This window comes from Bacillus sp. GbtcB14 (assembly GCF_019091205.1).
In the GTDB taxonomy this organism is placed as follows: Bacteria; Bacillota; Bacilli; order Bacillales; family Bacillaceae_G; genus Bacillus_A; species Bacillus_A cereus_AG.
Genome location: NZ_JAGXJT010000001.1, coordinates 616552 through 638813, shown reverse-complemented (window position 1 = coordinate 638813; position 22262 = coordinate 616552). Strand labels below are relative to the sequence as shown.

The window sequence follows — 22262 nt, the reverse complement described above, 5'->3', positions numbered from 1 at the left end:
TTGACTATAATATTCTTTATGGCTTTGTCAGTGCACTTGTATTGATTTAAAAAACTATATTTCAAATTTTTATGTGCTGCACTCAAAACTTCATATAGTTTACTTATTATTAAAGGAGGGTTATATTTGGAATCTCAATTATCAAAAAAAGACTCCAACAATACAAAATTTGTTGTTGCAGGTTTATTACTTGGTATTTTAATGGCAGCAATGGATAATACGATCGTTGCAACAGCAATGGCAACGATTGTTGGAGACCTAGGAGGATTTGACAAGTTCGTTTGGGTCACATCTGCATATATGGTAGCAACAATGGCAGGGATGCCTATCTTCGGAAAACTTTCTGATATGTACGGACGGAAACGCTTTTATATTGGTGGCCTCATTCTTTTCTTATTCGGTTCTGCACTTTGTGGAACAGCATCTAGTATTGAACAGCTAAGTATTTATAGAGCAATTCAAGGGATCGGTGGCGGCGCTCTTATGCCTATCGCCTTCACAATTATGTACGACATATTCCCGCCAGAAAAGCGCGGAAAAATGACAGGGCTATTCGGTGCGGTTTTCGGGACATCTAGTGTATTCGGCCCTTTATTAGGTGCTTATATTACAGACTATATAAGTTGGCATTGGGTCTTCTATATTAATATTCCATTAGGACTTATTTCCTTCTTCTTCATTACGAAATACTACAGTGAATCTCTAGAATTTAGAAAACAAAAAATTGATTGGGCTGGCGCTATTACACTTGTTATTAGTATCGTTTGCTTAATGTTCGCCTTAGAACTTGGTGGTAAAGAATATGCATGGAATTCTACTGTAATTATCGGTTTATTTACAACAGTTGTGATTATGCTTATTATTTTCTTCTTCGTAGAACGAAAAGCAACTGAACCTATCATTTCTTTCCATCTATTTAAAAAGCCTTTATTCGCAGCTAGCCAAGGCGTTGCCTTTTTCTATGGTGCCGCATTTATTATCTGTACAGTTTATATCCCAATCTTCGTTCAAGGTGTTCTCGGCGGTTCAGCCTCCAATGCTGGATTAATTTTAACACCTATGATGGTTGGCTCTGTAATTGGAAGTCAAACAGGTGGACAGTTAGCTTCTCGAACAAGTTATCGTAACATCATGGTGGTATCTGGTATTTTCTTCGTAATTGGTATTTATTTACTAAGCACGTTAACAATGGATACACCTCGTCTACTTGTAACGCTATTTATGGTTCTCACTGGACTTGGAGTTGGTTTCTCGTTCTCAGTTTTAAGTATGTCTTCTATACACAAGTTAGAAATGCGAGACCGTGGTTCTGCTACATCAACAAACTCATTCTTCCGTTCACTCGGTATGACTCTTGGTGTAACAATTTTTGGTACCATTCAAAATCATATTTTTACAGATAAACTAAACACTGTGTTCCCTCCTGAACTAGCAAAATTAGCTCCAAAAGGTGGCGACACAAGTTTCTTATTATCACAAGGTGCTACCGAGAAAATTCCAGCTGAAATATTAACTGGTATTAAAGAGGCTCTAGCAACATCTATTGCCAGCACATTCTTCTGGGCACTTATCCCCGCTGTACTAAGTATTATTTGTATTTTACTTATGGGAAATGAACGCCTCTTTACAGGTCCAAAAACGAAACAAAAACAAAAGCAAGTAAGTTAGTATAGAAAAAATAAACGGCATACCCTTTATGAAAAAGGGTATGCCGTTTATAATATATAAAGTAAATCTTTGATCAGTAAGGAACCATTCCCACTGGTTATTATCCCTCACCAATCGGGATAAAGTTTCTATATACAGGAGTTGAGACAGAATGAGCATGAAATTAGTCATTCTCGGCTTGCTACTCGAAGGGGATAAACATCCATATGAAGTGCAACACATCATGAAAGAAAGACAAATGGATTGTTATATTAAATATGCAAAAGGATCACTTTACTACGCCTTCGAGCAATTAGAAAAGCAAGGTGCAATTAGTATTACAACTATTGTTCGAGATACGAATAGACCAGATAAAACAATCTTTCATATAACAGAAGAAGGTAAACAATTATTTCACAAGTTACTATTAAAACAATTCGAAGCAAAAAATCAAATATATAAACCAATTTATTCGGCACTCTCTTTCGCTCATTTCGGTGATGACCAAGAGTTAGTTCCGATTTTAGAAAAAAAGAAAAATGATACCGTTCAATATTTACATAAGATGCAAACTATTTACGATTGTAGCAAAGGACAAATTCCACGTGCACAACTATATATTTTACAAAGCGTTATTGAACATATTACAGTTGAATTACAATGGTTAAATACCCTCCTTACAGATGCAGTTGCAGGACGCCTTTCAGAAATTGATAAAAATGAAGGTTGAAGTTATAAAGAAGAAACTGTAAAAAGACGATACAGTTATTTCATTTTAAAACCTAAAATAAGCATACCCCGTTCTAATTTAGGTCGAGGTTATGCTTATTTTATTTTCGATATAAGATGGATCGATTGTTAAATACTATAACTGGCATCTTATCTCTGTACAGGTACACACTTCTTTATAAGTTTAATCGCACTTTATTTCAATTACCGCTACCTCTCTCCAACTCTTTAAAAAACAGAAGAATCCGAATAATAAAAATAAAAAACTTTAGAATTTTCTTATTTTAAAACAGTAGACAAAATTCCAAAAATTGTGTTAGAATTTGTTTCAATATCATATCGCTTGTTAAATTCCTTTCAAAAGGAAAATGGGTACACGAACATTTTGTTTCGTGTTTAAAAGGGAAGATTGGTGAAACTCCAACACGGTCCCGCCACTGTAAATGCTGAGATTTCTTTTTAGTGCCACTGTGAAAACGGGAAGGTGAAAGTAATTATATGAAGCATAAGTCAGGAGACCTGCCTGTTTTAACAACACTGATAGATTCACGGATGATGATGAGGTGTTAAAACAAAAAGGAAGGCTTATTTTCTATGCCTTTGTACTTTTTGTTATAGGTATTTCCTAGTAAACGGAAATGCTTACTTTCAATTAGGGAGGAATTTGAAATGGCAATTCAAACAAGTAATTTAGGTTATCCACGTATCGGACTACAACGAGAGTGGAAAAAAACATTGGAAGCTTTTTGGTCCAATAAAATCGATGAAGAACAATTTTTAACAACAATGAAAGAAATTCGCCTACAACACGTTAAAGCACAGCAAGAAAAAGGGATTGAACTTATTCCAGTTGGCGATTTTACATATTATGATCACGTTTTGGATACTGCTTATATGCTAGGATTTATTCCATCACGTTTTTCTGAGTTTACATCTTACCTTGATGTATATTTCGCAATGGCGCGCGGCTCTAAAGATCACGTAGCTTCCGAAATGACAAAATGGTTTAATACAAACTATCATTATATCGTTCCAGAATATGAAGAGGGATTACAAATCTCCTTAAAAGATAATCGTCCACTTCGCTTATATGAAGAGGCAAAACAAGAATTAGGAGTAGATGGAAAGCCTGTTATTTTAGGACCATATACTTTCTTAAAATTAGCGAAAGGCTATACACAAGAGCAATTTGCTACGATTTTAAACCAATTAGTTGCACCTTACGTACAACTAATTTCAGAACTACATGCAGCTGGTGCACAAATCATTCAAGTTGATGAACCGATTTTCGCTTCTTTAACGAAAGAAGAAATTCAACATGCAAAAGAAATTTACGAAGCTATTCGTAAAGAAGTTCCAAATGCGACTCTTCTTTTACAAACATATTTTGATAGTGTAGAAGAAAACTATGAAGAAATCATTACATTCCCTGTATCTAGTATTGGATTAGATTTCGTTCATGGTAAAGAAGGAAATCTAAATGCTATTTCAAAATATGGATTCCCAGCTGATAAAACTTTAGCTGTCGGTTGTATAGATGGCCGTAACATTTGGAGAGCTGACCTTGATGAAGTTCTTACGTTATTTACAACGTTACAAAAACAAGTCCAAACGAAAGATTTCATCGTTCAGCCTTCTTGTAGCTTATTGCATACACCAATCGATAAAACAGAAGAAACCCACTTATCGACTGAGCTATTTGATGCGCTAGCATTTGCAAATCAAAAATTAGAAGAGTTAGTTCTTATTCATTCTGCTCTGACTCAAGGTACAGAAAGCATTAGTAATGAGCTAGAAACATATCGAAATGTACATCATACAATTCGCTCATCTGCTGCACGTAACCGTGAAGATGTCAAAGCAGCACGAACAGCACTAAAAGAAGAAGATTTTTCACGTCCTCTTCCATTTGAAAAACGATACGAATTACAACAAGTTGCTCTGGAGTTACCATTGTTACCAACAACAACTATCGGTAGCTTCCCGCAAACAACTGAAGTTCGTCAAACGCGAAAAGAATGGCGTAACGGTGTTATTTCAAATGAACAATATGAACAATTTATTGAAAAAGAGACAGAAAAATGGATTCGTTACCAAGAAGAAATTGGTCTTGATGTTCTTGTTCATGGCGAGTTTGAAAGAACTGACATGGTCGAATATTTTGGTGAGCGCCTTGCTGGTTTCTCATTCACTAAAAACGGTTGGGTACAATCATACGGTTCCCGCTGCGTAAAACCACCTGTTATTTATGGTGATGTAGCCTTTATTAACGGAATGACTATTAAGGAAACGGTTTATGCACAAAGCTTAACAGAGAAAGTTGTAAAAGGAATGTTAACTGGACCTGTTACGATTTTAAATTGGTCCTTCGTTCGAAATGACATTCCAAGAAAAGAAGTTTCGTATCAAATTGCATTAGCTCTTCGTCACGAAATTGAACTACTTGAATCTTCCGGAATTCGAGTAATCCAAGTCGATGAGCCAGCACTTCGTGAAGGAATGCCACTAAAAGAAAAAGATTGGGACGCTTATATTACATGGGCAGTACAATCCTTCCTTTTAGCAACTTCTTCTGTAGCAAATGAAACACAAATTCATACGCATATGTGTTACAGTAATTTCGAAGATATTGTTGACGCGATTCGCGCATTAGATGCAGATGTGATTTCTATCGAAACATCAAGAAGTCACGGAGAATTTATTGATACATTAAAACATACAACATATGAAAAAGGCATCGGTCTAGGTGTATATGATATTCATAGTCCACGTGTACCGAGTAAAGATGAAATGTATAAAATCGTAGAACAATCTTTAGAAGTATGCGACCCTAAATATTTCTGGATTAATCCTGATTGTGGTTTAAAAACGAGAAGAACGGAAGAAGTTATCCCAGCTTTAGAACACATGGTGCAAGCAGCAAAAGATGCTCGTTCCCTGCTAAAAACAAACGCATAACAAAAAAGGGTTATCCTTTTTGAGGATAACCCTTTTTTTATTCTTTACTTTCAAAAAAGAATTCGTATTGTATTTTATATAATTCATCATCCGTTGGTTCTTCAAGAGGAATTGCCTGTAATACAACTGTATACTCACCATTTGGAATAGGGATTTGAAATTTATTTGAAAGAATACTTGTTACAACGATACACCCATTTTCAACTGTAAAAGGAACTGTAACCGTTCTAATCGCTTCTTCTTTCTCAATATGCTTTCCGCAAGTCACTTTTACTTCACAAGTATAATCAGAAAGTGCTTCAAAAATAACAGTTCCATCCGCCTTCGCATAACCTCTTTCAAAATCTTCATCCGTCCAGTCCACGTAAGGCTGATCACCGTCATAGTTCATCAACATTAATTGCGAATAAGAAATTGTTAACTCCATCGTTCCCATTCTCCTTCATTATGAAATATGCAACTACTACTTTACGTCAAATTTCACACGCGTACCATCTGGGTATTTATCTAACTTATTTCCTACCCAAGACCCTGCTCCGCGGTTATCTGCTGGACTTATATATTCAATATGTGCTCCTTTTCCGCCTTCTTTACACATCGCCATTGGCCATTCATCACGATCATACCCTTTTTTTGATGGATATGGAGCTAACGATAATTTCCTTCTATCCGCAGCGCCACCACGATCGATTGTACAAACTTCTGAATGTCCTTCTTTTATAGCATCCGTAATATGTTTCCCTGTCTCTGGATATCGCTCTTTCGGAAATTCTAGAACTTGATCATACGCATTCGTTTTTTTGATACTTGTTTCCTCTGGAACAAGTACTTCATACACCGCTACTACAATAGAAAGAATTGCAATAATTGAAATGATAATACCTTTTAATTGCTTCATGTATACCTCCATGATTCTACCAGTTTCTTTTCCTCAGTTATTATAACAAACTTCTCCTGTATATGTTTTCAGACATTATTTTAGCTCTTCTTCGCCATTCCGCCAAAAAACTCTCATTTTCCTTCATCTTTTCACTAATGCTGTAGAAAACTAATAACCTTCCGACATTCTTTTTCAAAGGAAGTCCTCATAAAAGATTGAAATGATATATACGATACTTTTTGGGGAGGAAATATTATGGAAGCTACCTATAAAACGAAAGATGTCACGAATAAAACAGGCATCCCAAAACATATAGTTCGCAAATATAGTCAACTGTTAGAGGATCATGGTTATATCATTTCCAAAACAGCTGATGCTCGCATTTATAAACTGGATGATTTAAAACTATTGAAATCTATACATGAAAGAGCTGCTACATTGCAAGAAGACATTTCAGAAACGATACCTATTATTTTAAAAGAAAAAGAGGCCCCACCTGTACCCGTTATACAAGATAAGCAAGAAATACAGCCGAAAGAAAAAGAAGATGGGCGTAACTTTGAGGAGTTCATGTTAAAACTTGAAATGCTCGCTCAATTAAATGAAGCAATTATTCATCAAAATTCTACCCTTATTACCCAAAATCGTTTAAAAGATGAAAAGCTAGATGAATTGATGCAACAAGTTTATGTAAAAGAAGGCTCTCAAGAAAAAATGCTACAAGAGTTAGTGGATCATGCGGCTCAAACAGATGCCCTGCAAAAAGAAAAGATGGACTTATTAATGAATCATATGTATAAACGAGAATCTAAGCAAGAAGAAAAAATGAATAAACTCGTAAATCAAATTTATAATAAAGACAGCAACCGTGATGCACAACTTATGCAAGTGATTCGCGAAATTCAAGAAACAAAAAGATTAGTCGCAGCTTCGAAAGAACAAAGCTTTTTTCAATCATTTAGAAGTTTATTTAGCCGAACAAAACAAGAAAAAACATCTGAATAAAATACTATATTTTTTCCTATATAAAATAAAAAGTTACCTTCCATCGGTAACTTTTATTCCTTATTTCTTACAGCTGGCAATATAATAATCGCTTCAGTTCCTTTCCCACTTTCGCTTTTATATTCCAGTGTACCATTATGCGCTTGTAAAATACTAAATGTTACCATAAGCCCTAATCCTGTCCCTTTTTCTTTTAAAGAATAATATGGTTGTCCCAGCCTTGCTAACTGTTCTGTCGTCATTCCAACACCACTATCTTTAACTCTTATTACAATCGTTTCATCTTTTTGCATAGCCGTTACTTTTAAATATCCTTTATTTCCTTGAATTGCTTCAATACCATTTTTAACAACATTCATAATAGCTTGCTTCAATTTCGTCTTATCTCCGATCGTATAAAGACTTTCAGAAATCTCAACTTGCAAATATACACCTTGCATCGCTGCAAATGATGACATAAGAGTTGTCATTTCTATTAATTGAGCGGATAAGCAAATGTGTTCTTTTTTCTCAATTTGTGGCCTTGCTAAATTCAAATAATCTGAAATAATTTGTTCTGCCCGATCCAATTCGGCTAATACGAGACGCATATAATCCTTATTTTTCACATCTTCCGTACTTTGTAACAATTGAATAAAACCACGAACAACAGTGAGCGGATTTCGAACCTCATGTGCAACACTTGCTGCCAACTCACTTACAATATTAAGCTTTTCTGACTTTTGCATCTCTGTACGTAATATTGCATTTTCATTTAAATATTCTGTTAAGTACACTTGAAATACCATAGTCATAACCATAATAAGCGAAGCAAATATATATCCGCTATATAAGTGTGAGATATGTGGTGTAAACCCCGTTTCTAACAGAACGTTAATCATTCCAATCACTAAATAAACAAGTACGTATAATGATGAAATCATAAATGCTAAAATTAGCTTCTTATCTCTTGAAAATAGAGACCATTTCTTTGATAAAAATAATGGCACTATCAATAGAAATATTACTTCTATGACTGGAAGAAGGCTCATTCCCTTTAGCGCCCATTCATATGCAACAAAAATAACGGCCGGGATTAAACCAACAATCCCACCATATAAAAAACCACTAACAATCGGGATTGGGTGAAAATTATACCCACAAATGTCACCAAAACAAATAGAGTATGTCATGGAGAGAACGAGTGTAATGCTGGATAAAAACATAATAAAGTAGCGGTTCGGCTTCGGAGGCATTTCTTGATAACGATTTAAACGAATCGCTTCATATAAAAATAGTGGCAAAATAATGATGGCAATTTGGATCATTAAATCACGGATCAGCTCCATAACCTCTCATCCCCTATATGTATTTTGATATGATTATATCATTTTACGGGTTTATTTGTTTCAAAATTTTGATTTTTCTTAACATATTTGTTAATTCTTTGTTAACAGCACATAATAATTGTTACAGATTTTCGAAATGAATGTAAACCCTGTACCAAATTTCCGTCGGACAGTATACAATGAATACGGATTACAAAGAAAATAAAAAATACTTCATGAGACGGACAACTATAGCAAAATACAGCATATAATCCATACTATCTATGTTTACAAATAAGTGATCATTATTTTAGTAGGAGGAAGATAAATATGGCGGGTACTACGCTTGTTTTAAAAGAAGAAAATTTGGTCGTTCTAGAAAATGTTGAAAAATCAGTATATGAAGAGTTACAGCATAAAACCGGAGAAGAAAATTGCACATGTGCTGTGAATGAATCAGTTGTTCACCTTGGCAAAGTATCCTCTGTACTTTGGAATGAAGATGAAATAGATTGGGAGTACGGATATTAAAAAGTCGCTTACAGCGGCTTTTTTTCTATTTCCTTGCTCTTTCTACATAACATATACGCAAGCGAAACCATAGAAAATATGTTAAAATGAACTTAATTTTCAAACGGAAGAAAGGGAGATACAATGGAACAATTCATTAATCCTAGAGTAAAAGACATCCAAATTTCTGGAATCCGTCAATTCTCTAACATGATTCAAAACTATGATAATCTTATCTCTTTAACAATTGGACAACCCGATTTCCCTACGCCTTCTCTCGTAAAAGAAGCGGCAAAACGGGCTATTACAGAAAATTATACAAGCTATACACATAACGCCGGTTTACTAGAATTACGCAAGGCAGCTTGTAACTTTGTAAAAGATAACTACGATTTACAGTATTCACCTGAAAACGAAACCATCGTTACAATCGGTGCCAGTGAAGCAATTGATATTGCATTCCGAACGATTTTAGAGCCAGGAACAGAAGTTATTTTACCTGCCCCTATTTACCCAGGATACGAGCCAATTATTCGATTATGCGGTGCTACACCTATTTTTATCGATGTTCGTGAAACTGGATTTCGTTTAACAGCCGAAGCGCTAGAAAATGCTATTACAGAAAAAACAAGATGTGTTGTACTACCGTATCCTTCTAACCCGACTGGTGTAACTTTATCAAAAGAAGAATTACAGGATATTGTAACTGTTTTAAAAGATAAAAATATTTTCGTTCTTTCTGATGAAATTTATAGCGAACTTGTATACGAAGAAAAACACACATCTATCGCTCATTTCCCAGAAATGCGTGAAAAGGCGATTGTCATTAACGGTTTATCTAAATCACATTCTATGACTGGCTGGCGTATCGGTCTATTATTCGCACCAAGCTATTTAGCAGCACATATACTAAAAGTTCATCAATACAACGTAACGTGTGCTACTTCAATCGCTCAATATGCTGCAATTGAAGCATTAACAGCTGCTAAAGATGCACCAAAAATGATGCGTCATCAATACAAAAAACGCCGTGATTACGTGTATAATAGACTCATTCAAATGGGCTTAACAGTTGAAAAACCAACAGGTGCATTTTACTTATTCCCATATGTTGGTCATTTAACATCTTCATCATTTGATTTTGCACTTGACCTTGTCAAAGAAGCTGGACTAGCTGTCGTTCCTGGAACAGCATTTTCTGAATATGGTGAAGGTTATCTTCGCTTATCCTATGCGTATAGTATTGAAACTTTAAAAGAAGGCTGTGATCGATTAGAGGCCTTTCTACAACAAAAAGCTAAGAGTTAAACTCTTAGCTTTTTTTATGCATAATGATCGCAAGTTTGGCGCTTTAGTAATTTATGAGGAATAATAATACACTTTGCAGTAGACTCCGCATTCTCTACTTTATCCACTAAAGCTTTTGCTGCCTCATATCCTAGTTGATAAATATTCACATCAACTGTCGAAAGTGGCGGACTCGCAATTTCTGATAATAAAGCATTGTTAAAGCTTATAATGGAAACATCCTTTGGTACAACGAATCCTTTTTTAGAAAGAGCACTTAACACACCAAGTCCAATTAAATCATCCGTTGCCACAATTGCTGTCGGTGGTTGCTGTAGTCCCATTAACTCCTCAACGGCTTGTTGACCACTTTCCCTCGAAAAATCAAAATGTAAAATATACTCTTTTGGTAATACAATGTCCGCTAATTTTAAAGCATCACTCATACCAGCCAAACGATCTCTCGTTACAAGTAAATCTGATCCACCGCCGATGAACGCGATTTGTTTATGACCTAATGAAATCAAATATTCTGCTACTTCTCTTGCAGCTGTATAATTATCATTATCTACATATGTAATTTCATCTTTTCGATCATACGGTTTCCCAATTAAAACAAACGGGAAATTTTGTTTATGCAAATATTGAATAATCCGATCATTCTCTCTTGAATATAAAAGAATAATGCCACCAATTTGGCGCCCCTGCACCATCTTTACAACACCATTATAAATTTCATCTTCCGTTTCACCTGTCGACATATAAAGCGCATACCCTTCCACATGTGCAAATGAACTAATCCCTCTTATAACTTCTGGGAAAAACGGATTTTGAAAAGCTTTACTTGCAGAACTTGGCATAACAAGGCCAAGTGTTTTCGTTGTTTGGTTAGCTAGATTTCTTGCGTTTAAATTAGGATGATATCCCAGTTCACTCATTACTTTCCGAACACGACGCTTTGTTTTTTCACTTATACTTGGGTTATCAGCAATTACACGAGAAACGGTAGATGGTGCTACATTTGCCTTCTTCGCCACATCTTTAATTGTAACTGTCATAAAAATCCCCCTCCTCTCACTTCTCTGCCATTTTTTATATACTTTTATCTTGCACCCGTTGCAAGTAATAGGAGAAATCATAAACTTTCATTGATTCTATCTTGTAAATCCTATCATATTCTCCCTCTCCATGTATTGTAAGGGATATAGCTCATTTTTCCTATACTATAATATACTATTTATTTCACTTCTTTTCATATGTGATGTCAAATCTCTTTTCATCTCCCTATAAAGCTTTTTATAGGGAGATGAAAAGAAAAATGGGACGTAATGTCCCATTTTTCATCCTTTCGTACCTCCAGCAGTTAAACCAGAAATAAAATATTTTTGTAGTGATAGGAATAAAATTGAAATTGGGATTGCAATCAATACTGAACCCGCTGCAAACGTTGTAAATTCATTACCAAATTTCTTCGCTACCATTTCATATAACCCAACTGCTAACGTATAATTTTCTGGTGTGCGCAAAATAACACTCGCTAAAATGAAATCTGTAAATGGACCGATGAAAGTGAATAACGCCACAACCGCTACGATTGGCTTTGCAAGTGGCATAATGATTTGCCAAAAAATACGGAAATGTCCTGCCCCATCCATACGAGCTGACTCATCCAATTCTTTTGGAATCGTATCAAAATATCCCTTCATAAGCCATGTATTCATTGGAATTGCCCCGCCTACATAAATTAAAATTAATGCAAGGTGCGTATCGATTAACCCTGTTAACTGTGCTAATACATATAGAGCGATTAGCGCCGCAAAGTTCGGAATCATTTGCAGAATTAAAAACGTTAATAAGCCATTTTTTCTTCCAACAAAACGGTATCTTGAAAATGCATAAGCAGTAAAACTAATTGCTAACACTGAGAAAATCATCGTTATAACACTTACTTTTAATGTGTTTTTATACCATAGTAAATAATTACTATTCTCTAAATCTAATAACTTACGATAATGATCTAACGTTGCATTTTGCGGAATAATACTTGATCCAGATAAACTATCACCTGGATTAAATGATGAGCCAATAATCCATAATAACGGATAGAAAATGATGGCACACATTACGAAAATAACGAAATAACTTAATGAGAGACGTAACATCTTTTGTCTTTTAATATTCATTTACATCATATCCTCTTCTTGGAATGATTTTGTTCTCTTAAATTGCCATAACGCAACTGTAATAACGATTAACGATAATATCATTGTAAGAGCTGCTGCTTTCCCGTACTGCGCCGAAGTCATCGTTAACTTATAAATCCATGAAATTAAAATATCCGTTCCACCCGCGTCTTGTCCAGCTACAGCAGGACCTCCGCCGTTAAATAGATAGATGATACTAAAGTTATTAAAGTTAAACGTATATTGCGTAATTAATATTGGTGCTGTTGCATATAAGACAAGTGGCAATGTAATTTTACGAAACTGTTGCCAAGATGTAGCTCCATCTACTGTAGCAGCTTCATATAACTCTCCTGGAATCGATTGCAGTATACCTGTTGTCATTGCAAAGACGAACGGGAATCCAAGCCACGTTTGAATCATAATTAAAGCGATTTTTGCCCAAAATGGATCTGTCATCCAAGCAATCTTTTCGATTCCAAATAAAGCTAATACTTGATTGTTAATTGCTCCAAATGTTTCGTTAAACATACCAGAGAAAACAAGAATAGATACGAACGCTGGGACCGCCCACGGTAAAATGAAGATTGTCCGAATAATTGCCTTCCCTTTAATACCAGGCTGATTTACGATAATCGCTAAGAAAATACCAAGCGCAACTTGTAATGTCGTTGCAACGAATGTCCAAATGACAGTCCAAGAAAATACGCTTAAAAATGTCTCTCTCCACATCGGTAATGTAAAGATATCAATAAAGTTTTTGAAGCCCACCCAATCTACTAATTTAGCTGGAGGCGAGTGGTATAAATCATAATTCGTAAATCCAATTAAAATTACGAAAATGATTGGAAATACAACTACAAAGATAAGTAATAGAAAACCTGGTGAAACCATTAAATATGGAAAACCTTGATCTAGTAAATTACGGTATTGCTCTTTTACAGAGTTTAATGGTGTACCTATATCACGTTTTTTCCCGTTTTGGTATGCATCATATAAATTAAATGCATATATTCCGAGTCCAAACACGATGACAATGAGTGCCAAGATTCCTTCTACTAATAGAAAGACAGAATGGTCGCGTGGAACTTCTGTACCAAGCGTTACAATTCCCCATAATCCCATATTTAATAAATCAGCAAAGGCTACAATAAATGAACCTGTTAATACTAGAAAAATAAGACCTTTTACAAATTGTTTGTTATACATTTGGCCCATGCCTGGAATGATTGATAACATGGTTGCCATTTTCCTATGTTTTGAACCGTTTAAGCCGTTTGCTGGTTCCATAGATGTTTGCATGTTCCTTCCCCCTTTTTTCTGGGAGAGAATTCGTGCCCCTCATATTAGAGGCACGAATTTCACCTTATTTTTTCTTACTATGATTTGCCTCAATATTACCTTTAATTTGCTTCACTGCATTATCAAGTGCTGCTTTTGGTGCCTCTTTCTCCGTAACAACTAATTGAAGTGCATCTCCAGCTGGTTTCCATACTTCTTGCATTTCTGGAATGTTCGGCATTGGAATTCCATTTTCAGATTGCGTCGCAACTGCTTTTGCAGCTTCATTATCTTTAATAATTGGATCTTCCATTACTGATTTTACTGGAGGAATTTCTTTTGTTTTCTCAAATCGAATTTTTGCATTTTCTTCATTCGTTACCCATTCAGTGAACTTTGTAGCTAAATCATTTTGTTTAGAGAAACTTGTTACATGCCATCCTTTAACCCCAACAAATGTTTTCATTGGTTGACCATTTGGTAATTTCGGCATTGGAGCAACACCATAATCAATTCCGTTCTTTTCCATCGCTTGGAACGCCCATGGGCCGTTCATGATAGATGCTGCTTTTCCTTCGTTAAATAGTCCATCAGCAGCAGGTCCGCCAGATTCACCGATAATACCTTTTGGGAATAGCTTTTCTTTGTACCATTTTTGAAGGTATTCAGCACCTTGTACTGCTCCGCTATTATTTAATCCAACATCACTTGCATTTGGCTTTCCATCTTTTTCACCAAACACATAACCACCCATACCTGCCATGAATGCATTAGCAAAGTAGAAGTTATCTCCTAATGTTAAAAATCCGTACTTGCCATCCTTCGTAAATTCTTTTGAGAAGTTAAACAGCTCGTCCATCGTTTCTGGTGCTTTTGGCATTAATTTTTTATTGTAAATAAAGATTGGTGTCTCAATTGCTTTTGGTAAACCATATAATTTTCCGTTATATGTCTGTGCTTGTATTGATGAGTCAGTAAATTTACTCTTTACGGCATCATCAGCTTTCACTTCAGAAAGTAAACCTTCTGTTACTGCGTTTCCGATTTGATCATGTGGCAATGTTACGACATCTGGTCCCGTCCCCGCTGGTCCATCAAGGCGTAACTTCTTCACTTGGTCTGTCATTTGCATTTCAACAACTTTTACTTTTACTTTATATTTTTCCTCAAAGCTTTTCACCGCTGGTTCTAAAGCAACACCTTTTTTATCATCTTCCCAAACAAGAAGATCGTAATCTTTCTTTGCTTTACTTTCTTCTTTCTTCCCTGAATCTTTCGGCCCACATGCAGATAACATACCAATTGATAATGCTGAAACCGTTAATAATGATAATGCTTTCTTCATCCCAAAAACCTCCCTAAATTGTATATGTACCTTACTAATTGAAAACGTTTGCATTGAATTGTTTAATAGAAGCGCAAACAATATCTCAATCTATGAAAACGTTTGCGCTATTTGTCTATCATTATACATTCTTTTATTCATTTTGCAAATATTAATTTAAAAATATTATTACTACACTCTTTATACATTGACTTTATATGAAATGAATACTACTCTTATAAACAATATTAAAGCTATGCAAAAAGCAATCGTTTGCAACATATGCTTTATTATTACACTTAAGGGAACAATATGTATGGAGATATTAAAGGGGGATTTTCTATATGCTTAAAGAAGCCATTTATCATAGGCCAAAAGATAACTATGCATACGCTTATGATGAAAAAACGATTCACATCCGAATACGTACGAAAAGAGAGGATGCTCAAAGCGCCACTCTTATTTACGGTGATCCTTATGAATGGAAAGATGGGAAATGGATTTCATCAAGTACACCGATGAAAAAAACTGGTTCTACTACATTGTTTGATTATTGGTCTATTTCCATCGAACCACAATTTAAGCGCTTACGTTATGGATTCGAATTAAAAAATGATACAGAAACGCTTATTTATGCAGAGCGAGGATTTTTCTCTACCATTCCAAATGATGACGTTGGTAACTTTTTCTGTTTTCCATTTATTCATGCAAATGATGTATTCAAAGCACCTTCTTGGATTAAAGACACCGTTTGGTATCAAATTTTCCCAGAACGGTTCGCTAATGGAGATCGTGCACTAAATCCAGAAAATACTCTTCCTTGGGGCAGCGCTGAGCCAACTCCAACTAATTTTTTCGGCGGAGATTTTGCTGGTATTATTCAAAACCTTGATTACCTTGTGAAGCTTGGAATTTCAGGAATATATTTCACCCCTATTTTCAAAGCACATTCAAACCATAAATATGACACAATTGACTACATGGAAATCGATCCGCAATTTGGCACAAAAGAAACGTTCAAAGAACTCGTTCAGGCATGTCATACACACGGTATAAAAGTAATGCTCGATGCCGTGTTTAATCATAGTGGATACCTTTTCGATAAATTTCAAGACGTACTAGAAAATGGTGAGCAGTCAGCATATAAAGAGTGGTTCCATATTCATGAGTTTCCAATTAGAACTGAGCCACTTCCAAATTATGATACTTTCGCATTTACACCATTTATGCCTAAATTAAATACAGCACACCCTGATGTAAAAGAGTATTTACTTGAAGTAGGGCGTTATTGGGTAAAAGAATTTAATATAGACGGTTGGCGCCTTGATGTAGCAAATGAAGTCGACCACAGCTTTTGGAGAGAATTCCGAAGTGAGATAAAGACATTAAATCCTGAAGTATATATTTTAGGAGAAATTTGGCACGATGCACTTCCATGGCTACAAGGAGATCAATTTGATGCTGTAATGAGCTATCCTGTTACAAACGCTCTACTGTCTTACTTTGCTAACGATTCCATTAAAGCAAATGAATTTATGAAACAAATTACAGAATCTCTCCATTCCTACTCTATGAACGTAAATGAAGCAGCGTTTCATTTATTAGACAGCCATGATACACCAAGAATATTGACAACATGTAACGGAGATAAAAATAAATTAAAATTACTTTATGTATTCCACCTTTCTTTCATCGGCTCTCCTTGTATTTATTATGGAGACGAAATTGGTATGGACGGCGGTATGGACCCAGCTTGCCGTAAATGTATGATTTGGGATACGAAAGAACAAGATCATCTATTATTTACACATGTACAAACATTAATTTCATTACGAAAGCAATATAAAGCATTTGGAGGGCATGGTACTTTCCAATTCATCGAAGCAAATGATGAATATAATTATATTTCTTATACGAAAACATATGAAGACGAAACTATCTTTTTCGTTTTAAATCCGACTGATAGTGAAATTACTGCTTCCCTCCCTCTCCATGTTACTGGAAAGAAAATCATTAACATTTATACAAACGAAGAATTTTCAGCGGAAGCAAATGTATTACAAGTTACACTTCCTCCATATGGATTCTCAATCTTAAAATGGTAATAAAAAATCCTTATACCAAGTGGTATAAGGATTTTTTTTATTTTAATTTAAATACCATCGCTTCATACGGACGTAATGTCATGTTATCTATCGATCCATTCTCTACGTCGTAATTGTGTATGAATAACTCTGCTTCACTATAATTAATGTCCTCAGGCATTTCAAATACACATTCTTCCGCCGTAAAGTTTGCAATGACAAGAAGTTTTTCTTCTCCATATGTTCTTACGTATGCAAAAATAGAAGGGTTATTCTCTAATATTAAATCATATGATCCATACACAATAATCTCATTATTTTTACGTAACTCAATTAATTTTTTATAGTAATAAAAAATTGAATCTTTATTTTGGATCGCTTGTTTCACATTGATTTCTTTATAGTTAGGGTTTACCGTAATCCAAGGCTCACCTGTTGTGAATCCAGCATGATTCTGATCGTCCCACTGCATCGGTGTTCTAGCATTATCTCGGCCTTTTATATAAATAGACTGCATCACTTTATCTATATCTTCACCGCGCTCTATCACTTTTTCCTTATACATATTTAATGTTTCAATATCTCGATATTCATCAATCGATTCAAATCGAACGTTTGTCATTCCGATTTCTTCTCCTTGATAAATATACGGTGTTCCTTTCATCATATGAAGCACCGTCGCTAACATTTTCGCAGATTCAATGCGATACATTTCATCATTACCAAAACGAGATACAACGCGAGGCTGATCATGGTTATTCCAATACAGGCTATTCCATCCAGTATGCTCTAATGCTTTTTGCCACTTCGTTAAATTCTCTTTTAAAGTAAGGAGTGAGCATGGTTTTACATCCCATTTCCCGCCTTCTCCCGAATCTAAATCCATATGTTCAAATTGGAATACCATCTGCAGTTCTTTTCGTTCTTCTCCAGTATACATTTTCGCTTCTTCTGTCGTTACACCAGGCATTTCACCAACCGTCATAATATCATAATGAGACAATACTTCTTCATTCATTTCATGTAAATATTTATGAATGTTTGGACCGTTCATAAAATGCTTATGACCTGAAACATACCCCTCTTCTTCCGTTTCAACAGCTGGTAATCCCTCTTCTTTAGAAATAAAATTAATAACATCCATACGGAAGCCATCAATTCCTTTTTCTAACCAAAACTTCATCATTTCATAAACATCTTGTCTTACCTTTTCATTATCCCAATTTAAATCCGGCTGTTTTTTAGAAAACAGATGTAAATAATATTCATCTGTCATTTCATCATACTTCCATGCTGATCCACTAAAAGCTGCTCCCCAGTTGTTCGGCTCTTTTCCTTCTTTTCCAGGACGCCATATATAGTAATCTCTATATTTATTATCTTTTGATTTACGTGATTCAATAAACCAATTATGTTCATCAGAAGTATGGTTAACAACTAAGTCCATCATAAGTTTCATATTGCGTTCATGCATTTCATGTAGTAGCTCATCCCAATCTTCCATCGTTCCGAACTCATTCATAATTTTACAATAATCACTTATATCATAACCATTATCATCATTTGGAGATTCATAGACCGGTGATAACCAAATGACATCAATCCCTAATTCTTTTAAGTAGTCTAACTTTGAAATAATCCCACGAAGATCCCCAATACCATCACCGTTACTATCCATAAAGCTACGAGGATAAATTTGATATACTACACTTTCTTTCCACCACTGTTTTTCCATTATGCTACCCCATTTCATTAATAATTCGATTTTCTCTTTTTAAGGCGCAAACGTTTTCATTAATGAATGATAACAGATTCTATCTTAATTTAAAATAGCGCTTACAACTTTTATTCTTATTTTTCTAAGAAAATATACGCAAATTACTAATATTCCTCTAATAAATGAAAACGTTTTATTTTTTTGTTTATTTTTTGAATCTATTAGTTTATAATAAATTCAAAGAAAACGTTTGCATAATTTTTTCTAGGGGGCAATACCATGGCAGAATTGAAATTAGAAAACATTTATAAAATATATGATAATAATGTAACCGCTGTAACAGATTTTAATTTACACATTCAAGATAAAGAGTTTATCGTATTTGTCGGTCCTTCTGGATGCGGAAAATCTACAACATTACGAATGGTAGCTGGACTTGAAGATATTTCAAAAGGAGAGTTTTCAATTGATGGTAAGCTAATGAATGATGTCCCTCCAAAAGATCGCGATATCGCAATGGTCTTCCAAAACTATGCTTTATATCCACATATGAGTGTGTATGATAATATGGCATTTGGATTAAAACTTAGAAAAATACCAAAAGATGAAATCGATCGTCGCGTGAAAGATGCAGCAAAAATTTTAGGACTGGAACAATATTTAGATAGAAAACCGAAAGCGTTATCTGGTGGACAACGTCAACGTGTTGCGTTAGGTAGAGCAATTGTTCGAGACGCGAAAGTGTTCTTAATGGATGAGCCTTTATCCAACTTAGACGCTAAATTACGTGTTGCAATGCGCTCAGAAATTTCTAAATTACATCACCGTCTTGGAACGACAACAATTTACGTAACACATGATCAAACAGAAGCAATGACAATGGCTTCACGTCTCGTTGTTATGAAAGACGGAAAGATTCAACAAATCGGAACTCCAAAAGAAGTATATGAAACACCTGAAAATATTTTCGTTGGTGGATTTATTGGCTCACCAGCAATGAATTTCTTCCGTGGTAAATTAACTGAAACCGATTTCGTTATAGATAATTCATTAAAGGTCAAAGTAACTGAAGGAAAAATGAAGATGTTACGTGAACAAGGATATGTAAATAAGGAAATTGTTTTAGGTATTCGTCCTGAAGACATTCATGATGAACTCTTATTTTTAGAAGCTTCACAATCTACTGCCTTCACAACAAAAATCGAAGTTGCTGAGTTACTAGGTGCTGAATCTATTTTATATATGAAACTTGGAGATCAAGATTTTGCAGCACGTGTTGATGCAAGACATACATTTTCACCTGGAGATCAAATTAAACTAGCATTTGATCTGAATAAAGCACATTTCTTTGATAGTCAAACTGAACAACGTATTCGTTAAAAAATAATTTTTCCCTATATAACATACAAAAAAACCGTCCACATATTTTGAGGGCGGTTTTCATTATTATACGAGGGCTTCTACTGTATGAAATGATTGTCCTTTCGTGCCAATAATACCGAAAATCGGTAAGTCACTCAGCACCACTTCTTCTTGCTGTTTCATAAAAGATGACGTTAATTGTTTTATCTCTATCCAAACGTCATTAATACAAAGTACATTGGAATCGTTCTCTTGTTGGCGAGAAAAAATAGAATCTATTTTATATAAACCAGCATTTTGAAAAAGCATATCAATACGACTAAATGCATTCAAAGTAATACTGATAACGCGTTGCCAATCTCCTTGCTTTCCCATATCATAGGATACAAAAAGTGCTTCTCCGCCTAGATTCGTAATTTCCTCCACTGTTGCTTGTCCACTTTCTTGATCAATGTCCGTCACAATTACTTTTGCACCTTGTTTAGCCAACAAAAGAGCTGTATTACGTCCCATACCGATGCCACCGCCAGTTACGATAGCAACTTTCCCTGCAAGCTTCATTTTCATTACCCCTTCTATAAGTCTTACCGTCATTCAGTATACTCCTTTATGAGATTAGTCTGCAAGCAAGAAAAGTTGCTTATTTATTTGTAAGCGATTACTTTTTTACTTCTTCTTTTTTCTTACTATTACGCTGATCGAAAACTAAACCGATGAAAATTAAAATCCCCCAAAAGATTACGCTACCTCCAGTCATTTCAATTTCCCCCTTATTATATATAGATATTATTTAAATTATTATAACATTTTCTTAATTTTCAATCTATTGAAATTAATAATGATATGGAATAACTTTTTTCCTATTATATATCCTTTAAAATATATTTGTATAATAAAAAAAGACCTTCTTATTTTATGTATAAAAAGGTCTCTGTTTTTATTATACAAGACTTATCACTTTCGTTTTTGTAATTAAATCCTGAAAACCACAATTATCTTTGCGGAATAACATCATATATACGTTACATAATATCGGAATTCCAAGTAGTAATATGTTCGGTAATAACAATACAAAAAATCGTATAATTAATGTTTGTAACGTTATCTTTTCACTCTTCAATGAAATTAATTTTATTCTCGTTACCTTTTTACCAAGTGTAACACCGTTCCAAATAAAGGGTACCAAAATAAAATATATCGCCATTAATATAAAAACTACTGCAAGATCATATCTATAATCGCCAAAACTAATATTAAAGCGATTAAAAATAGCACTATAATTTCCGGTCATAACAGCTACTACTGCACCATACATAACCGAGATTAGAAACATATCAATTAGGGAAGCACCTATGCGATTCATTACAAGCGCTGGACGATGCATCTTTAACTTCATTTTATGTCGACTCCTTCATATCCTTCTTTACCCGTCTCATCGTACCACTTCTAAAAAACATTGTAAACTAGCGTTTCTCTTACTTTTCTTGTACAATGTGTTACAACAGCATTGTAAAGGAGGTTCCCATATTGAAAAAATGGATAATCCTATTCGTCGCATTCCTATTAGCCGGTTGTGCTGGAAATACAAATCATATAACTTATACGATTAACGATGAATATGAACTCATACGTACTTCTGGAAATGCATTTGAACTTTTCCCGTCGCAAGATGCTGTATACGCCACACAATACATTCCTGCAAAAATTACAGACATTGCTTGGGATGATAAATACATTATTGCAAAACAAATTGAGGAAAAGTCAGATCCGAATAACCCTGACGCAGCTATTGCAAATAAAAAAAGTGAGCATTATTGGATTATTGACGTAAAGCATAATAAACGTTTTGGTCCTTATAATGAAAAGCAATTTAATGAACAAAAAGATGCGTTTAAAATTAAGGTACCTTTTCAAAGTGTAGATTCATACATAAAAGAACAGAAAAAACAGTCAGCATAATAGTTTAAGCGCTGACTGTTTTTTCTTAC

At 34.8% G+C, this 22262-nt stretch carries 20 protein-coding genes and 1 riboswitch; of the genes, 9 read left to right on the top strand and 11 right to left on the bottom strand.

All coding sequences use genetic code 11. The features are described from left to right. The first annotated feature begins 126 nt into the window (after positions 1-126). The 3 genes from KVT31_RS03475 to metE all read left to right on the top strand — a co-directional run bounded on the left by KVT31_RS03475 (position 127) and on the right by metE (position 5334). On the top strand, positions 127-1668 hold the full coding sequence (locus KVT31_RS03475; RefSeq protein WP_088097582.1) for an MDR family MFS transporter: 1542 nt from the start codon (positions 127-129) through the stop codon (positions 1666-1668). A 151-nt stretch (positions 1669-1819) separates the two neighbouring features. Continuing rightward, positions 1820-2377, top strand: coding sequence for a PadR family transcriptional regulator (locus KVT31_RS03470; protein ID WP_061678299.1), 558 nt, complete (start codon positions 1820-1822; stop codon positions 2375-2377). A gap of 352 nt (positions 2378-2729) precedes the next feature. Beyond that, positions 2730-2917, top strand: a riboswitch (cobalamin riboswitch). Positions 2918-3045: 128 nt separating this feature from the next. Beyond that, on the top strand, positions 3046-5334 hold the full coding sequence (gene metE / locus KVT31_RS03465) for a 5-methyltetrahydropteroyltriglutamate--homocysteine S-methyltransferase (protein WP_088097583.1): 2289 nt from the start codon (positions 3046-3048) through the stop codon (positions 5332-5334). Positions 5335-5371: 37 nt separating this feature from the next. Here metE and comJ read toward each other — a convergent pair whose 3' ends face one another. Together comJ and nucA are read right to left on the bottom strand one after the other, a co-directional pair. Next, a complete protein-coding gene (gene comJ, locus KVT31_RS03460) occupies positions 5372-5761 on the bottom strand; it encodes a competence protein ComJ (RefSeq protein WP_088097584.1) in 390 nt (129 codons plus the stop codon). Positions 5762-5797: 36 nt separating this feature from the next. Then, on the bottom strand, positions 5798-6232 hold the full coding sequence (gene nucA / locus KVT31_RS03455; RefSeq protein ID WP_000811502.1) for a DNA-entry nuclease: 435 nt from the start codon (positions 6230-6232) through the stop codon (positions 5798-5800). A gap of 237 nt (positions 6233-6469) precedes the next feature. On the opposite strand from nucA, the gene KVT31_RS03450 reads away from it, so the two are divergent. After that, positions 6470-7219: a DUF3967 domain-containing protein gene (locus KVT31_RS03450; protein WP_088097585.1), complete on the top strand. Its 750-nt coding sequence runs from the start codon at positions 6470-6472 to the stop codon at positions 7217-7219. A 53-nt stretch (positions 7220-7272) separates the two neighbouring features. Here the strand turns inward: KVT31_RS03450 and kinB are convergent, their stop codons facing one another. After that, the gene (gene kinB, locus KVT31_RS03445) at positions 7273-8547 is read right to left on the bottom strand and encodes a sporulation sensor histidine kinase KinB (protein ID WP_088097586.1); all 1275 of its coding nucleotides are present in this window, start codon (positions 8545-8547) and stop codon (positions 7273-7275) included. A 309-nt stretch (positions 8548-8856) separates the two neighbouring features. On the opposite strand from kinB, the gene KVT31_RS03440 reads away from it, so the two are divergent. Then, on the top strand, positions 8857-9057 hold the full coding sequence (locus tag KVT31_RS03440; RefSeq protein ID WP_000929285.1) for a hypothetical protein: 201 nt from the start codon (positions 8857-8859) through the stop codon (positions 9055-9057). 123 nt (positions 9058-9180) lie between these two features. Next, positions 9181-10344 carry an aminotransferase A gene (locus tag KVT31_RS03435; protein ID WP_088097587.1) on the top strand — a complete coding sequence of 388 codons (1164 nt, stop codon included), beginning with the start codon at positions 9181-9183 and terminating at the stop codon, positions 10342-10344. A 14-nt stretch (positions 10345-10358) separates the two neighbouring features. On the opposite strand, the gene malR is transcribed toward KVT31_RS03435, so the two are convergent. The 4 genes from malR to KVT31_RS03415 form a co-directional block, all read right to left on the bottom strand. Continuing rightward, entirely contained in the window at positions 10359-11381 is a 1023-nt protein-coding gene (gene malR / locus KVT31_RS03430; protein WP_088097588.1) for a maltose operon transcriptional repressor MalR, read from the bottom strand. A 282-nt stretch (positions 11382-11663) separates the two neighbouring features. After that, a complete protein-coding gene (gene malD / locus KVT31_RS03425; protein WP_001022594.1) occupies positions 11664-12506 on the bottom strand; it encodes a maltosaccharide ABC transporter permease MalD in 843 nt (280 codons plus the stop codon). Beyond that, positions 12507-13808 carry a maltosaccharide ABC transporter permease MalC gene (gene malC / locus KVT31_RS03420; RefSeq protein ID WP_088097589.1) on the bottom strand — a complete coding sequence of 434 codons (1302 nt, stop codon included), beginning with the start codon at positions 13806-13808 and terminating at the stop codon, positions 12507-12509. A 64-nt stretch (positions 13809-13872) separates the two neighbouring features. Next, positions 13873-15132: an extracellular solute-binding protein gene (locus KVT31_RS03415; RefSeq protein WP_088097590.1), complete on the bottom strand. Its 1260-nt coding sequence runs from the start codon at positions 15130-15132 to the stop codon at positions 13873-13875. A 323-nt stretch (positions 15133-15455) separates the two neighbouring features. On the opposite strand from KVT31_RS03415, the gene KVT31_RS03410 reads away from it, so the two are divergent. Next, positions 15456-17216 carry an alpha-glycosidase gene (locus KVT31_RS03410; RefSeq protein ID WP_088097591.1) on the top strand — a complete coding sequence of 587 codons (1761 nt, stop codon included), beginning with the start codon at positions 15456-15458 and terminating at the stop codon, positions 17214-17216. Positions 17217-17253: 37 nt separating this feature from the next. On the opposite strand, the gene malL is transcribed toward KVT31_RS03410, so the two are convergent. Continuing rightward, entirely contained in the window at positions 17254-18930 is a 1677-nt protein-coding gene (gene malL / locus KVT31_RS03405; protein WP_088097592.1) for an oligo-1,6-glucosidase, read from the bottom strand. Between the two features lie 261 nt (positions 18931-19191). On the opposite strand from malL, the gene KVT31_RS03400 reads away from it, so the two are divergent. Further along, positions 19192-20292 carry an ABC transporter ATP-binding protein gene (locus tag KVT31_RS03400; protein WP_088097593.1) on the top strand — a complete coding sequence of 367 codons (1101 nt, stop codon included), beginning with the start codon at positions 19192-19194 and terminating at the stop codon, positions 20290-20292. 66 nt (positions 20293-20358) lie between these two features. Here KVT31_RS03400 and KVT31_RS03395 read toward each other — a convergent pair whose 3' ends face one another. The 3 genes from KVT31_RS03395 to KVT31_RS03385 form a co-directional block, all read right to left on the bottom strand. After that, positions 20359-20868 carry an SDR family NAD(P)-dependent oxidoreductase gene (locus KVT31_RS03395; protein WP_088097594.1) on the bottom strand — a complete coding sequence of 170 codons (510 nt, stop codon included), beginning with the start codon at positions 20866-20868 and terminating at the stop codon, positions 20359-20361. A gap of 64 nt (positions 20869-20932) precedes the next feature. Continuing rightward, on the bottom strand, positions 20933-21031 hold the full coding sequence (locus KVT31_RS03390) for a flagellar motor protein (RefSeq protein WP_087954423.1): 99 nt from the start codon (positions 21029-21031) through the stop codon (positions 20933-20935). A 183-nt stretch (positions 21032-21214) separates the two neighbouring features. Next, positions 21215-21670 carry an RDD family protein gene (locus tag KVT31_RS03385; RefSeq protein WP_088097595.1) on the bottom strand — a complete coding sequence of 152 codons (456 nt, stop codon included), beginning with the start codon at positions 21668-21670 and terminating at the stop codon, positions 21215-21217. Positions 21671-21801: 131 nt separating this feature from the next. Between KVT31_RS03385 and KVT31_RS03380 the strand changes: the two genes are divergently transcribed. Next, entirely contained in the window at positions 21802-22233 is a 432-nt protein-coding gene (locus tag KVT31_RS03380; RefSeq protein ID WP_088097596.1) for a DUF3997 domain-containing protein, read from the top strand. The last annotated feature ends 29 nt before the right edge of the window (positions 22234-22262 follow it).